The organism is Cysteiniphilum sp. QT6929, from assembly GCF_030035755.1.
In the GTDB taxonomy this organism is placed as follows: Bacteria; Pseudomonadota; Gammaproteobacteria; order Francisellales; family Francisellaceae; genus Caedibacter; species Caedibacter litoralis.
Window position 1 is genome coordinate 1,209,547 of the sequence record NZ_CP103983.1, and the last position, 16,055, is coordinate 1,225,601.

Below are 16,055 nucleotides of genomic sequence, written 5' to 3' on the forward strand. Positions count from 1 at the left end.
TTCCTTACATTACCACTGGCTGTTTGAATTGACGTTTGGGATAAAACTCATGGCTATTCGGATCTTTCTTATTAGCATCAGTAACGGAAGTCACTGCAGAGCCATCTAACAACACCAAATCAAATTGACCGCTTGTCTGATACGCATCAATTAAACTTTGTAACTTAGCAGGTTCATCAAGAATCAAATATGCTTGCGCGAGCAATGCCTGTTTTTTTCCACCATCAAAAACACCTCTGACTGCCAACCATGTGCTTTTCTTATCGCTATATGCTTCTTTATTACTTTCAGCTTCTGACGTCGATAAGTAATCCATTACATCTTGATCAAACCCACCAAAGCTTTGAAAGGCAATTTCTCGCTGAGATTTAGGATCAAGCATCACGCCTTTAAGCAATCTATATTTTTCAATTTCGATAATACTATCTTGAGTAAAAGTCTGCTTATCAATCACATGATAACTCGATTTAAAAGTATATTTTGATAATGAGCGCAAGCTTGTATTAGACTCCATATTGGTAAGAATATTCATATAAATCGGCGTTTTACGCTGACCACTGCGTGTAGTTTTTCTCGTAATCAATGCCTGACAGTTTAGAGATCTATCAGCATTACATGCTGAACCTGTCAAATTTACAATCTGCTGTAGATAACTTGCCTGAGCTTTGCGCAACTCCTCTTGCACAGCTAATTGTATTGTTGTGCGCTGTGTGCTTAGACTGCCAACTGCTTCTTTTTGGCGCTCACTGGTATTTGATAGCATTGCTTTTAATAATAAGCTTACTTTTAAATCATCCACTTTATACACTGGCGAGAACCCTTGATAACGTACATCACCACTCTCGTCAAAACGCTTGATCTGTAATTTAGTCATCACATCAACCGCCCAGAGTCTTAATTGGTTTTGCTCACTGCCACTGAAGTTTCTGCTGCGTGTTGCATATTCAATATTGATCGCAACTTTGACATAAGCCTGTAACAAAGCATGCATAATTTCAGCCGCAACCGTGTAGAAGCTAACACTATCATCATTTAATAACCTTTCTTTCTCTTGGTTTTTAAATTCACTCACGGAGATTAGGTCTAAATACTTAGCGATAAATTCACTCAAAGAAACATTTGATTCGGTATTACACAATTGTGCATAACGGCTTTGTGCCGTCCCTTCCCCTAAAGTAGCCATCATTCGCTCTGATAATACTTTATCTTTGCTATCACCTTGATAAATCGGCTCATCACCAATACCGTGGGCATACATCTTAAGCATTAGTTCATTAAGTTGACTAAATAAACCATAGAGATTCACCATGTCTTCGGTATTAATGACAAAAGATACTAGCTGACGTATATTCATGTTATTTTTCAAGGTCGAACTACTGCTGGATAACACCAATTGCATATAAATATACGCTTTACTCTCAGAGTTAAATCCACTCATGATCTGACTTGGAATATCTTGAGCGGCACCAATAGCTTGCACCATGGCAGTGAAGTTATAAGGTTTGCTGCCTAGCTTCTCTCCTAGCGCAATTTCTGTTAATTGATCCTCAACAACCATACTGACAAGCTTTGGCTGTTGATTATCAAAGCGCAAATCCTTTAAGATTTTGGCACCTTGTTCTAAATAGGCATGCATTGAGTCTTGGAAGTCTTTGTAGCGCTTATCTTTCAAAGTGCTGGCAGCTTTAATAACATTCGCATCATAAAATGTATCTAAATTTTCTTCTAATTGTGGCGCATAGATTTGAGCCTTACTATCATCAACAAAGGCTTGGCAAAAACCAGTATAGCCTTGGGCTTTTTCCCATTCCTGCGCACCTTCAATAGCTTTCACCTGTTCATTGGTTTTGGTCACCAACTCTTTATAAACATCTAAGCGCTCTCTTAATTTGCTAATTTTACGTACTGCTTGGTAGCTATTACCATGCACCTTGACACGTGTCGCATCTTTTTGCAAAGACTCTTTCCACGCATCGATACTTTTGGTTAACGCTCGCGAACTATCCTCAAACTTCTTATAAACTTCAGACAATACTTTAGTGAAGTTGGCAATAATATCTTGGAAACTCTTCGTTCTAATGAACTCCTCACCATATAACCCAACAAGCTGTCTTAATGCTTGCTGTACTAAATAAAGCTGAACCAAATGATCATATTCAACCATTAAAGCTGCAACACATAGCGAAATCAAAAAGCGAAAATCGGTATCACTGACTCTCAAACTGGCAATTTGTTCGATAAGTGATAATTTTTGATCTAAAAACAAATCAGACTCATCAACATTAGGTGTCTTACCTTGAAAATAATCAAATAATTTTGCTTGAAGCTCTTTTTGATCGATTTTGCCGCGTTCAATCGCCCCTTTACCATATAATTCTTGGGTTGAGAAATACAACATACTGTGCGCTAATTGCCAATGCACCACCATGTCATAACTACTAAACTTAGCAAATTCATTAAGTAAGCCCATACGCGTTCTAAACATGTGTTGTAAAAATGGCATCTGTTCCGGATAAGAAGCTGAAAACATCTGCATCGTTAATTCAGAAACTTGCTTGATATGCGACTGGTTAATACCAAATACAAACTCATTAATAAATGCAGTCATCTGTCCATAGCATGCCTCACGATAGTTCTGGCTCGCATCAACACTAATGACTTTTTCTTTTGTTAAAAATGCCGCTTCAATTTCTTTTAAAAAGCCTTTTAATCCTTCCAAAGCCTCATGCCGTGCTTGCACAAATTGTGCAAATGGATCTTTACTTTCTTTAGCAAAGCATCCCAACAATTCATTAAGTGTTTTCTTGCCTTTAATTTTCTCTTTTTGCTCTAACTGGTAATTTATCACAAGCTCTTTAACCTGGGGAATTTTAGCAGTTTGATTATGAGTTAATGTCAGAGTATCTTTTTGTGCTACATATTCAATTGTTACTAATTTTAACGCATCAGTTACTTGATCTAATTTATCCACATCCGCGGTTGTTAACTTATCCTCTTCAACCATTAAAAACTCAAAGCTTGATGAGGTCATTTGTTGAAAGTATTTTTCTTTGCACGTGGTAATAAAAATGCCATTATCAATCACAGGATAGCTTGGAAAAATAATCGTTGATAATTGAAATGGCAGATTTTTGACAACATATTCAAGCGATTTATCAGCTAGCATTAATGACACTTGATCACCTGGCAAGCTCTTTTGTGCAAAGCTCTCAACCGCAACAATATAGTCTTGGAAAACACGTAAATGTCCTTGAAAATCATGCAGCTTAAAATAGCTTGATATCACCGTCTGACGCTTATTCTTTAAAATACCAAATAAATTACCCAGTGACGCACTATCGACAAATACATCACACTGTTGCGCTGACTTCTGCAAATCGTGAATCGCTTTGACCGATTCAACATGTGCCTTTTGTGCCTCAACCAAATCTTTAGATACTTCATCAAACTTTGTTTGAAAGTCAACCACGGCTTCACTTTCTTTAAAGCTACCTAAAACCCCACTTTTTGAGGCTTGCTGAGACTCTTTTAAGCTGTCACTAATAAGCTGTAGTGCTTTAATATTTAGTAAGTTTGCCACCTCGGTATCAGTAATTGCTGAGGGCTGATTACCGCTAGCATAATCCGCCATTTTTTTGACCAATGTGCCTTTGGATGTTGTCTTTGAAAGCTTTTCAACAACCGCCTTGGCATCACTTGCAAGCTTTTGACGTTTGTCTTTAATCTCCTGATCATGCTCAGGACGTCGATACTCTTTTTGTAAAAATTCATTTAAGAAATGCATATGATAAAGCGCAATAGGCACGATACTGGCAATACCGAAGCTACCTGAAACAAGTGTTTTGTCGTTATGGCACTGTACATTTGGACAAGTTAAGATCTTGACCAAGTGTGTCACAATTACCGCTGTTTTCCATAAGTTCTCATCATGGATGATCCATAGCTTTTTCTGTTCGGAGTAGTAGCATCCCGCATACAATTTTTCATCATCTTCTTGTGTGACCTTTTTAGCATCCTCGCTCATTGCTAACCATTCATAATAAGAAACATATTCGTGATAGAGGGACTCTAGCACTTTAGCAATCAGCTTTAAGTTATCACTTTCTAGGTTTTCATAATTAAATGTCAGCACATTTTTTAACATCCGCGGATTTAAGCAATCGGTAATATAAGCATTTTTGCCTTGGAACCAATCCGCAAAACGGATCTTTGTCTTTTGCCAAAAGGAGGTTTTTTCCTGTACTTTGTCAAACTGCTCTTTACTAACTTGCACGCCCATTTTAACAGCGACATCGAAAGCGCGCTCGTTATAGCCAGAGCTGACCATATTCTTAAGTGCTAGTTTTTTATCATTGAAGAAATCGCGATAAGCTTGCGCTTGCGCCGGTTTTGCAACAATCACCACCGTATCATAATCTGCAACAGCCAATTGAGTTTCAATATCCTCACTGGCACTTAAACGCTTTTGCACCTCATTGTAGCCATCGATCACCTTGCCTGCATTTGAGGCTAATGTCGCTAATTGTACTGCACCGCTAATTAAGCCCATGCTCAAACTCCTTTTTATCTATTTTTTCTGCTGTTGGTCTACTGCTTTAATGCTTTTTCAAAATCTGCGACATACGTTTGTAGTTTCTTAATGCGTAGTTTTGAATCTGCTTCTAACATCCACGCGGAGTCATCATATAAACGGATTAATGCTTGTTCGTTGTATAGATCAACTAACTCCCATTCTTTTTTCCAATTAGAGCTTTTCCCCATCCCAGTCACTGGACTATCATAACAATTTCCATATTTTCCATTTTCAGAAAATACGTCTTCTCCTTTATTTTTAAGTGTGGTGAAACACCCATCATCCATCAGTCGCTGCATAGCTCGTAGATGCGCTTCTTTATCTTTTGTCATCGTATCTGAGTCTTGAAACTTCACCAATGTATCATCTTCATGAGTGCATTCAATAAAACGTGAATAAAACTCCTCATACTCAGTGTAAAGAATACAGAAGTCCTGGGGTAGAAAACCTTTTAATGTTAAGATTTTCTGACTTAATGTATCAGCATCTACTTCAGTAATTGTATCAAAAACATAAGAGCTCTTAGCAACATAGGACATCATAACAATAGTAACCGCCAAGGTAATAGCACTTGTATGAACAGGCAGAGTCTTGACTGTTGGTTGCTGCGGGTCTATTAACTCTAAAAGCTTATTTACCTCTCGCTTGATCAACGCATATACCGCAGGATATGACAACATACTAAATGCAATATCATAGCGATCACTTATGACACTTCTGCTATCTTGAGGGTTCACAAAGTTGCACCTCATAATATCACTTACTTTTATTCGTGATCTTGGAACATAGTCCTCCTTTACAAAACGTTCTGTTGACCAGTTGAAATTTCCAGCCGTTACAAATTGAGGGGCTGTTAATTTAGATATGCTATCTTTCTTAACAAACTCAAAAAAACTAGCATGCCGCTTTGTCCCCATCTCCCCTGATTTAGATTTATCCGTGGTTGCACCCTGTGCTTTTAGTATACAAAACACACGTCTTGATTGAAGGTATAACGAGCTATCATACAAATGATCTTTTAATCGCTTAACACTCCCTTGAGCCACTTTTTTAATGTTTTCAGCCAATGACTGTTTAAGTTTTTCATTTTCAAAAAGCGTTTTAAAATCATGGAAAGCCTGATGAATAATCTTCTGAATAGAAGCAATGCTAAGTTCAATTTGCTGACTAATAAAAACTAACGTTGAAAAATCACAATCTTTTGATACATACACCAATGAAGCTTGTTCATCCTCCGTTAACCACGTTTTATTGGCTTGAATTAATTTTGCAAAACCTGATTTGAAGCTAGAACCTTCAACCTCAAAACTAATCAACGAATACAATGTGCATACAATGAAATACATTGTTGCAGGCATGCTTGCTTGATCATATTCAAAGGCGCCCATAACCTTGTCAAAGATAAGATTATACTGCGCATCCGAATCCGTATCTAACTGCACACCGGCTAATGGCTGAATGTTTTTATAAAGCTCATCATTCTGCAAAATCGCATAAAGAAGCGCTGCCGTAATTATTTTTTTCTGAGTCTTATCATAATGTTTAAAGCTTAAAAACAACTGTTGAATAATCTCAATTTGCTTTAAAAGCGACACTCGCAGCGGATTCTTGTCCTCTGGTAAAAACTGCAGCCAAATGATTGATTTTTCAAAATCACTGACTTCAGTTCGCCCCCTTCGTCCATGGTGAACTGCTTCCAGTAAACACCAGTCCATCACATTATTGAGCTGATAACCTTTAATAATTTGGTTATTCAAATCCGCAAACATTTCTCGTGGTACGTCATATGTGATTTTTGACTCTGAAAGTATTTTCTGATACTTATCATCCAAAAAGGAATACATTAAAAGCTCACTATCAACACTCGACAACAAAAATTCATCCGATGGAATGGGGTGCGTGCTAAACAAGCTCCAGCCACCACCTCTTAACATACTGTAAAAGAACATTTTTGTTTCTAATGGGTATTGCTTAAGCTCAGAGTAATCCGATACTTTTTTCAACAATGCTAGTTTTTGTTCTTTAACACTCGCTTGAATTTGATCATTTTTTATAATCGCTGATTGTACAAAGGTATCATATTCAAATGTTTCTCCTTTGGCGTTATAGGGCACTGTTTGCACTTGCTGCTTTAAGAACTCATGGATATTGCTAAGCAGGGTTAAATAGGCTTTTTGCTTAATATCAACTTTTTGCCCATCTTTGAGGTAGACACTGGCTTTATCCAAGTAGTCAACTGCCATCTGCCCATGTTTATACAGTGAATCTGATAAAGTCATCATTTGCGGGCGCACACTGTTATAGACTTTCTTTAGCCCACTTAACCAATAATGACTATTCACCGTATCAGCATATTGCTCAAGCTCAGGTAACAGCTGATAAGTAATAGCTTCTAACACTTGCGCGATACTTCGCTCGTCTTCATAAAGCTTTTTTAAACTGCCTCTAAACGCTTCGTTATGAAAAATCATGCTGCCATATTGCTTGATCATACTACTTGCTGAGCGTTTACCGATATCAAGTAAAACCAAACGTTCAAACAACGACATCATTGTTGCGAGTATCAATGCCATGGTTGGCAGTAACGCATCTTTTGCTGAAGCGGCAATGGCCTTTATGACCTGATTAACAGGATCACCTTTTAATATTTCATCAAGTTCTTTTTGTGAAAAGCATTTTTGATAACGCTTTAAGTACTCTTGAATTAATTTTTCTAAGCGCTGTTCAATTTTTTTATCTTCTGCCTTTACCTCATCCTTTACATAAAGATGCTTTTTAATCGCCTGGTTGGCCTTATCCATTGACTCGCGCGCGTAGTGTACAACAAAGGAATGCACAATCATGCTATAGCTATAATCAAGCAATAAATAAAAAGGCGTCACACCACTGATTGCTAGTGATGATTGACTGACTGCACTGCGCTTTCTAAATAAAAATTGCAACATCGGCATTTCAAGTGGAAAGCAACTGGCAATGACTTTTTCTAAATCATCGGCATTTTCAGCAAAATGTTTATATACTTCATCACGCTTTTCTTTCTTTAAAATAGCAGCTACATCATCACCAAAGCCTTTGGCATCAGCGTCTTCAGGAACCTCAATTGCTGCCTGCGTTAAAGGCGCACCCTGTTTGGCAGCAATTGCTTTAATCATCAGTACCTTATCAACCCACGCTTGAACAATTGGGATTTGTTCCGGATCTTTCATTTTGCTAAATAGGACATCTAGCTTTATTGCTAAGTCTATTTCTGCACATTCAAGATATGCCATTTCAGGCATTGCTTGCTGCTTGCTACCAAATAATAATTGAGCAATCTCTTTTTCTGTTGTCAGATGTATATCTGAATAGCTAATGGCAACAATCTTATGTTTTACTGGATCTGATTCTGCTGCTTTTTCCAATGTAATACTCACTGCAGTATTAACATAGTCTTTACCCATTAAATCATTGAGTTTTTCATCAACAGCGGTTTTGTCCTTAACCTCGGTAAAAAATGCATCATAATAGGTAAACATCTTAAGGTATAAGCTACCAATAAAGGTGTTTAACATACTGCTATTAAGTGAAATATCATTATAGCTAAACATCAGGCGTAAAATTGGACGCACTAAATCAAAATAATAATTCATCAACGGCATTGATTCGTGAATATGTTTAAGCATTGCCGTTGGTGCTGAAGTTTCTACTTTGTATAAGACGCTTTGGAAATATGACTGTGACAAGCGTGCTACTTCAAAGGGTGGAATGGCTTTTTTAAACTTGCCACCTAAGTCAGCACCACCTAACATCGTATGACCAAAGTTACCACCAAAAACTTTCAAGGTTTTGTCATTAGGCTTCTCTTTGATCATTTGCTTGGATGCTTCAATGGCTGCTTTATTTTGCGCAATCACTTTTTGCATCTGGTCATAATGCCCTTTTTGCTCAGCCACATCGGTCACAAATGCTTTAACATTACCCATGCTTGAAGCAATATTGCTGTAAGATTTTTTTGCCAAGAAACTAGCAATCCCTGCGGTAGGGGCGGCATTCATATAGGAAACTTCATCAACCTGCTTATCACCTATGCGACTTAACATGGTCGACATTTTTTGCATATGGATATTCTGACTTTCCTTAAGCACACTCACCAAATGTGAAGTAGCATTACGAAAAGACTCAGAGCGCTCTTGTAAATTTTGCTCTTGTTTTTGCTCTAAAAGTGGAATAGCAATGGATGTGATATATTCGTTTAAATGATCGATATGCGCATATAAGGTTGGATAAACCAAATTACCATTTTGATAAAGGTAATGCGTCATATTGAGGATATTATAAAGATGGTTGGTAATGATAAATAACAAGACAATATCCAAAGATACAAAGGTATAAACCGTGCCACTTTTATTGACCATCGTCGAGATATCTGCATCGGTTTGTGCATCAGAGAGTTTCTTTGGATCTAATGAGCTTGCCGTGTGCACTTGCAAAAAAGTCACTAAGTCGGCAAAAACCATAATAAGATCACGTTTTACATCATCCAGTTCAAAAAAGTTTGAGCCGTTATCAATGCGCCCACTTTTAGATGCAACTGCTAGTTTATATGGAGCAATACCATCGGTTAAAAACACACGTTTGCCCGATAGATAGCCCCATATTTTTTTGGATGTTTCACGTAAACCCCAGCTTTCAGCTAAGAATTTATGCGCCTCTTTTGAGTTTTCACTGCCAAACTGCATGCGGCATTGCAGATCATGACTTTCGATCTTATTGACGCTTCCCTTTAGTCCCTCACGAATCTCACCAATCTTATCATCAAAGAAATTAACATATTGCTGCACAATCTGCGGATCGACGACAATAAGTGAAACATCTTCGACCTTGGTGTTATCATTAACATCTTCGATTGACGCATAGCTTTTATACGCTTCTTGCAAGACTTGATAACCCAGTTTGGCAACCGGTGAAAAACTTGCAACTGAAAAAGGCATTCCAAACATCATCCATTATCCCTGTAGGTTAGTTACTCCAATACTCAAGCCAATATAGCTATCGCAAAATAATTTACGAGCGGTGTAGCTCAAGTAACGACAGTTATACCCACCACAAACCAATTTACAGTACTTCTGTTATCAAATTTCTCACACTTTTGGATAATTGGCTCTTGCCAATAGTCCTAGCTATTACCTGCAATCCAATCATCCAAAAGTATCAAAAACTTCTTCAACATTAAACACCGCAAAATGATTTACGATGGGTATATTATTTGCCATTTCCTAATAAATAATCTATCGATAAACAAACAATCAGGTCAAGTCAATTTAAAGCATTTTTTGAAAATAAAAAAAACAAAATTTGTCTGATTCATTAAAATCATCATACATCCATGCATAGAATTCATATAAATCAAGAGATGAATGTTATTTTTTCAAAAAAGCCTATTAAATCACTCGAAAAATAAATTTGTATTTTTTGCTTCTAGCTATTGACTAACCATAAATCAACAGGTTACATTGATCCAGCCAAATAACTAACCAGAAAATTGAATTTCTAGTAAAAATCCGAGTGCTGATAGGAAATATTCTCAGCATATAATCAACCATAAGAGCATTAAAAAGGAACGGATAACATGGCTGTAAATAAGAAGCTTCCAAAATCAAGATTGATGATTCAATACGACACTCGCGTTAAAGGCGAGGCAAAGAAAAAAGAACTTCCATATCGCGTTCTCGTGATGGGCGATTTATCCAAAGGCAAATCAAAAGATGCCAAGCTGCCATTTGAAGATCGAGATGTCCGTGTGATTAAAAACGGGCTTGACGCCACACTTAAAGATATGGAAATCACTGCAAATATGCGTGTTCCTAATAGCATCAATCCTGCGAAATCACCAATGATTGATATCAATTACAAATTCACATCAATGGCAGATTTTCAGCCTGATCGCATTGCCAAAAAAGTACCTGAATTGAATGCACTTCTCCAATTAAAAGAAATGTTATCTTCCTTTGAAAAAGACATTGATAACAATCGCACATTGAAAAAAACCATTGACGGTATTTTTTCAGATAAGCAAACGCTTGAATCCTTGAAAAAAGAGATTCCCAATTTAGATCATTATAATCTTGCCAAAACTGATGATGGCGCGATTGAGGGTGAAGTTGTCTCTGGCGAAGAAAATCCACAGCAAAACAGTTAAGGAGAACATAAAATGTCTGAAACAAGCACTGTAGAGCAAAATGCCTTGGCAAGTATTTTTTCAATGTTTGGAGGCTCACAAGAAGAGCAAAGTACCAGTATTGAAAAAATAAATGCCAATATTAAAGAAGACATCAATGCCGTTGCCAATATTGCTGATGATTACTACTCGAGAAATATTGCGGCTCTTGCACTGGTCTTGGCAAATAACGATGACATCGTCAATTACAATAAAATCTATGTTCAGCGTGCGATTGAGCGCATCAACCAGATCATCGAAGAGCAAGTCAATAGCATCTTATTGCACCCTGAGTTTCGCTATATAGAGAATCAATGGTTACAACTTAAAGAAGTCATGCAGCATGATTATGATAACATCGATGTTGCAATACTTGATGTTACTAAGGAAGAGCTACAATACGACTTTGAACGCAATCTGTATGATATCTCAAGCAGTGAACTATTTAAGAAAGTCTATGTTTCTGAGTATGACCAATACGGTGGTGAGCCATATGGTTTATTGATGGGGCTATATGATTTCAAAAACAGCATGGATGATATCACTTGGTTAACAGGGATAGGGATGGTTGCTGAGAGTGCACACGCGCCGTTTATCTCTGCGATTAACCCGCAATTTTTTGGGGTTGATGATATCGCTGAACTCAAACAAATCAAAAGCTTTGAAACCTTGCTTGAGCACCCACGCTATCGCGACTGGAATGCCTTTCGCAAAACTGATCAGGCAGCTTACGTTGGCTTATGCTTGGGTGACTTTATATTACGTCAACCATATCATCCGGTAAACAATCCCGTTGCCGATAGCCGCATGAATAACTTTGTTGAGCAGGTTAATAATTACGAATCAAATGACACCTATCTCTGGGGTAGCTCATCATTATTGTTCACCAAAAATGTCATGCGCTCTTTTGCTGAAAGTGGCTGGTTCCAGTACATTCGTGGTCCTGAAAACGGTGGCTACATCAAAGAGCTTATTGCACCAGTTTATAACATTCGCGGCTTTGATGAACAACGTTCGGCTTTAAACATTTCACTGCCTGATTATATGGAGTTGTCATTAGCAAACATTGGTGTTATCCCTATTATTGAGGAGAAAGGCACAGCAAATGCCTGCTTCTTTAGTGTTAATTCAATCAAACGTGTTGAAGAATTTGTTGATGACTTTGACTCAATGAACTCGCAATTGGTCGCTAACCTCTCCTATACTTTATGTATTTCACGCATTGCACATTATATTAAATGTGTTATTCGCGACAAAATCGGTAGTGTCACCAGTACTGAGATCATCCAAGAGCAATTATCAAAATGGCTTGGTCGCTATGTCACCACAGTTTTCCAACCAACTGCACTTGAAATGGCAAAATATCCATTTAGAGCCGCTGATATTCAGGTAACCCAAATTCCAGGCAAGGCAGGCTGGTATAAGTGTAACATCACAGTATTACCGCATATTCAATTTGAAGGCATGGATACAACCTTGAAAATTGATACACGTCTTGATCCAGGTCTTTTTGCCACAGCAGAAGCTGAAGGCGAAGGTGAATAATTACATTATTAAACATCGTTTACTACATACCCATTTCCCAACCACTAATAAACAAGGAGTTTTAAAATGGCAAGTATCGAACCTAAAGTAGCAAGATCCGTTGTCTTAGATGCCAAACCACTGAGTTTTAAGCTTGGCGAAGCTGACTTTGCAGGAAGTCACTCTAAAGCGCGTATCTGGTTTGACTCATTAACGATCTTAGGACAAGATATGGGCAAATTTTTATTTGCCATCGATGGCGGTCAAAACTTAAATGATGTCACAAGCCCAACGGCTGCTTGTAACCTGATTGAGTTTCATTTATCAGGCCCACAAATGAAAGCAAGTCTTGAAGTGACTATTGGCTTACCAATCAGTCCAAAAATGAAAACTACACTAGATGGACTTATTTCTTCTGTTAAGAAATCTGAAGCAAAAGATACTTCAATCAAGTTTGGTAAAACCAATGCTTCTCAAGAGTACAAAAATGATGAGAAATGGGACATAATTACTGATCTTTCTGAGCTTGTATTAGTTCCTGTTGAAAATTCGGCATTTAATATCGATTTCCAACAATACGGCTTCCTCGGTGGCTCAACTGCAGCAGCTGACTACTATATCCTAACGATTAGCGGGGTTATGGTTGATAAGAAAAACTTCTCAAAGCCGGCATTAGATGTTGTTCACGGTGAAAGTACTGAAAAAGGTCAATACGGCTTATTAAGCATTGATGAAGGTGCCTCTACGGCGGGTTAATACACCGCCTACAAACAATTAAAAAGGTAAAATATGGCAGCAAAAGTTCTTTGGCAAGATGGTGCATTATTAAGTGCTAAATATTTCATCACGCAAGATATGCTGGGGCATCAATATGTCGCGCAAGCGCTACAACTACCCTATCAAATGCAGTATGGCATACTTAGCTTAAAACTTGATACCAAGCTTCTTAGTGTGGGCGAGCTCAAGATTGATGAGCTCGCCCTATATACGCAAACCCGTTTATTCTTTGAACTTTCGTCACAACATAATGCCTTACACCTTTCACTAACGGATCATGATGATACTAAAGCATCTATTTTTGTGAATGTTACACATCAAACGCATATCGCTGATATCCCAACTTTGCGCCCTTGTTTTCACTTGTCATTTGCCAGTGACCCAAGTGCCGTGCATAGTATCAAAATTTGCGAGCTGCACCTTAGCAGTGACGGTTGGCAACTCTCAGAGTTCACACCGCCACTTTTAAGTTGCAATAGCACAACTTTCTTGCCAACTTTACATCGGTTAGAGAAGATTCTTATTTCACTTAAACACCTTATCCAACATTATCAGCACAAGTCGCATTTATATCCATTATTAAGCTTAATGCTGTTTAAACTTGAGGATAAACTACAATCAATTACGCAACGCGCGATCCATTACCACCCCTTGGAGTTATATACACTCTTAAAAGAGCTGTGTTTTTTACTACCTGACGAGCACCAAGTCTTCCAGAAAAACACCCTGTACATGCCTTTTGAGTTTTATGCTCCACATAAATGCTTTCAAAGTTTATTTAACACACTTGAGTCATTCTTAAACAAACCGATTAAGCAGCAATTTATTGAGCTAAAACTTGAGGGGGAATACTTCACTGCCTCGCACTTAGCGAGTGACTTCCTTGCCGCAAAACAATTCTTCTTGGTCGTTAAGAAGCCTAGTATTGAGAGCATTGATCTTAATCCAAAATTCATTAAGCTCTCAGCAATTTCACGCAATAAACATATCAATCAAATGTCACTATCAGGTGTACAACTAGAATACATGCCAGATAGCGGAATACATCAGTTAAATAACCCATTGCTGTATAAAACCTATCGCCTATCACCAGGGCAAGAGTGGGATTATATCCTAAGCGAAAAAAACCTCATTTTTCAAGCCAATACTAAAAATGAGACCTATCAATTTTTTATCTACTACCGTTAATAATCGATTATGATTAAGGCATTTATTGATCGCTATCACAGGCTCAAACGCTCTGTTAATATTGCCGAGCTACTCGAGTTAATCCATTACTATAACATTAGCGCGCAACATGTCTGTTTTGTGGCAAACTTCTCGATCACACCGAGCAATCACCTAATTGAAGATGTTTATGCCAGTGATCATGATATCTTTGTGATGATTAACCTCTCTAAACTCACTATTTTTGCGGGTCTTCAACATTACTACAGTCTTGCGGATAAAAATGATCAAATGCAAATTATCAACACCCTTAACCAAGGGACGTCTTTGCTCCTTCATCATTATTTTTATGGGCTATATCCTGAGTTTAATCAAATTTATGACAGTAGCTACCAAAATGGTCAGGTGCTTTATTACGAGCATGATACCAATAGCTTGTCAGTCGCTACACTTGTCACCAGTTTACAATATGAATTATCAGAGTATTGTGTAAGCTTCAGCGTACAATCCAATCAATGTCTACAGGCGTTAAAACCCTACTATATCAATCAATCCAGTTACTTGAACGCCTGTTATCTACAAGGACTTAAAAACACAACCAAAGCATTCCTTAAGATAGTCATTAGCGTCCCACGATTTAATCAGCATATTATCGAAAGCATTCAAAAAATAATTAGCAACAATCCATATTTCCAAAAAATGCAACATCTCGTCACGATTGATTTAACAATTAAACTCAATGAAATTGATCATAAGTCCTTTTTACCTATTGCTTGTGGTCAAGATACGCTTAACTCAATTTTCCGCACACAACTCTAAAATCCACACAAACAAAAAAGACCGCTTACGCGACCTTTTAAATTATGGCGTCCCCAAGGGGATTCGAACCCCTGTTACCGCCGTGAAAGGGCGGTGTCCTAGGCCTCTAGACGATGGGGACACTAGGAAACTTTCACTGATTTTCAACATACTGCCGAAAACTTCAGCGCATTCTAGTGAGCTTTGTGTTTACTGTCAAGCACTATAGAAAAATATTTTTATTAATTTTCAAACACATTCATCCACAGTAGTATATACTACAAAATATATATCATACCAACGGAGTAATACAAATGATCTCGACAGTCTTTAAAAACGGTAATAGCCAAGCCATTAGAATACCTAAGTCGCTAAAATTGGAATCCAATAAAGTAGATATTAATAAAATTGGTAACTCCCTGATTGTTCGAGAAATTCCGCAATCATGGGAACAAGCTTTTAAGTGTTTAGATGAGTTTGATCATTTTATGGTTGAAAAACGCATCGATTTGCCATTACAAAAAAGAGAGGATATGAAATGATTAAGCTTATGTTAGATACTAACATTTGTATTTTTATCATTAATGAAAAGCCACCTATGGTACTTGACCGGTTTAAGCAATATAAATTTAATGAAATAGCTATCTCATCTATCGTTTATTCTGAGCTGGTATACGGCGCCTATAAAAGCAAAAGAGTCGATCAGAACATATCAGCACTAGCAGGTTTTATTGCCCCACTTTCTATCGTTGAATTTGATCAAGATGCTGCTAATGAGTATGGACTTATTAGATCATCACTTGAAGCAACAGGTAATCTGATTGGCGCCAATGATTTACTCATCGCTGCCCATGCAAAATCTCTAAATATCCCACTAATAACAAATAATACTAAAGAATTTAAGAAAGTAGACGGTCTTACTGTCATTGATTGGGTTGCAAAGCAATAGTTATCTCATAACGCATTGAATCAATTTCTCAGGCACAGGATCCGGTCTAGCGCCATCTCCTGCGACAAAAG

At 37.6% G+C, this 16,055-nt stretch carries 9 protein-coding genes and 1 tRNA gene; 7 read left to right on the plus strand and 3 right to left on the minus strand.

Annotated elements, in window-relative coordinates:
* Nucleotides 1-4: 4 nt before the first annotated feature.
* Complete coding sequence (locus tag NYP54_RS05110) at nt 5-4,549, minus strand: hypothetical protein (RefSeq protein WP_283157437.1); 4,545 nt, start codon at nt 4,547-4,549, stop codon at nt 5-7.
* 38 nt (nt 4,550-4,587) lie between these two features.
* On the minus strand, nt 4,588-9,555 hold the full coding sequence (locus tag NYP54_RS05115) for a hypothetical protein (protein ID WP_283157438.1): 4,968 nt from the start codon (nt 9,553-9,555) through the stop codon (nt 4,588-4,590).
* A gap of 626 nt (nt 9,556-10,181) precedes the next feature.
* Between NYP54_RS05115 and tssB the strand changes: the two genes are divergently transcribed.
* The 5 genes from tssB (at nt 10,182) to iglJ (ending at nt 15,056) form a co-directional block, all read left to right on the plus strand.
* Nucleotides 10,182-10,751, plus strand: coding sequence for a type VI secretion system contractile sheath small subunit (tssB, locus tag NYP54_RS05120; RefSeq protein ID WP_283157439.1), 570 nt, complete (start codon nt 10,182-10,184; stop codon nt 10,749-10,751).
* A gap of 12 nt (nt 10,752-10,763) precedes the next feature.
* Nucleotides 10,764-12,314: a type VI secretion system contractile sheath large subunit gene (gene tssC / locus NYP54_RS05125; RefSeq protein WP_283157440.1), complete on the plus strand. Its 1,551-nt coding sequence runs from the start codon at nt 10,764-10,766 to the stop codon at nt 12,312-12,314.
* A 66-nt stretch (nt 12,315-12,380) separates the two neighbouring features.
* Nucleotides 12,381-13,049, plus strand: coding sequence for a type VI secretion system tube protein IglC (gene iglC / locus NYP54_RS05130; protein ID WP_283157441.1), 669 nt, complete (start codon nt 12,381-12,383; stop codon nt 13,047-13,049).
* A 33-nt stretch (nt 13,050-13,082) separates the two neighbouring features.
* Entirely contained in the window at nt 13,083-14,258 is a 1,176-nt protein-coding gene (tssK, locus tag NYP54_RS05135; protein ID WP_283157442.1) for a type VI secretion system baseplate subunit TssK, read from the plus strand.
* A 9-nt stretch (nt 14,259-14,267) separates the two neighbouring features.
* Nucleotides 14,268-15,056: a type VI secretion system baseplate protein IglJ gene (gene iglJ / locus NYP54_RS05140; RefSeq protein ID WP_283157443.1), complete on the plus strand. Its 789-nt coding sequence runs from the start codon at nt 14,268-14,270 to the stop codon at nt 15,054-15,056.
* 45 nt (nt 15,057-15,101) lie between these two features.
* Here the strand turns inward: iglJ and NYP54_RS05145 are convergent.
* Nucleotides 15,102-15,177 (minus strand) — tRNA-Glu (locus tag NYP54_RS05145).
* A gap of 172 nt (nt 15,178-15,349) precedes the next feature.
* On the opposite strand from NYP54_RS05145, the gene vapB reads away from it, so the two are divergent.
* Entirely contained in the window at nt 15,350-15,577 is a 228-nt protein-coding gene (vapB, locus tag NYP54_RS05150) for a type II toxin-antitoxin system VapB family antitoxin (protein ID WP_283157444.1), read from the plus strand.
* Complete coding sequence (locus NYP54_RS05155; RefSeq protein WP_117003881.1) at nt 15,574-15,984, plus strand: type II toxin-antitoxin system VapC family toxin; 411 nt, start codon at nt 15,574-15,576, stop codon at nt 15,982-15,984. The genes vapB and NYP54_RS05155 overlap by 4 nt, the downstream gene beginning before the upstream one ends.
* Nucleotides 15,985-16,055: the final 71 nt, after the last annotated feature.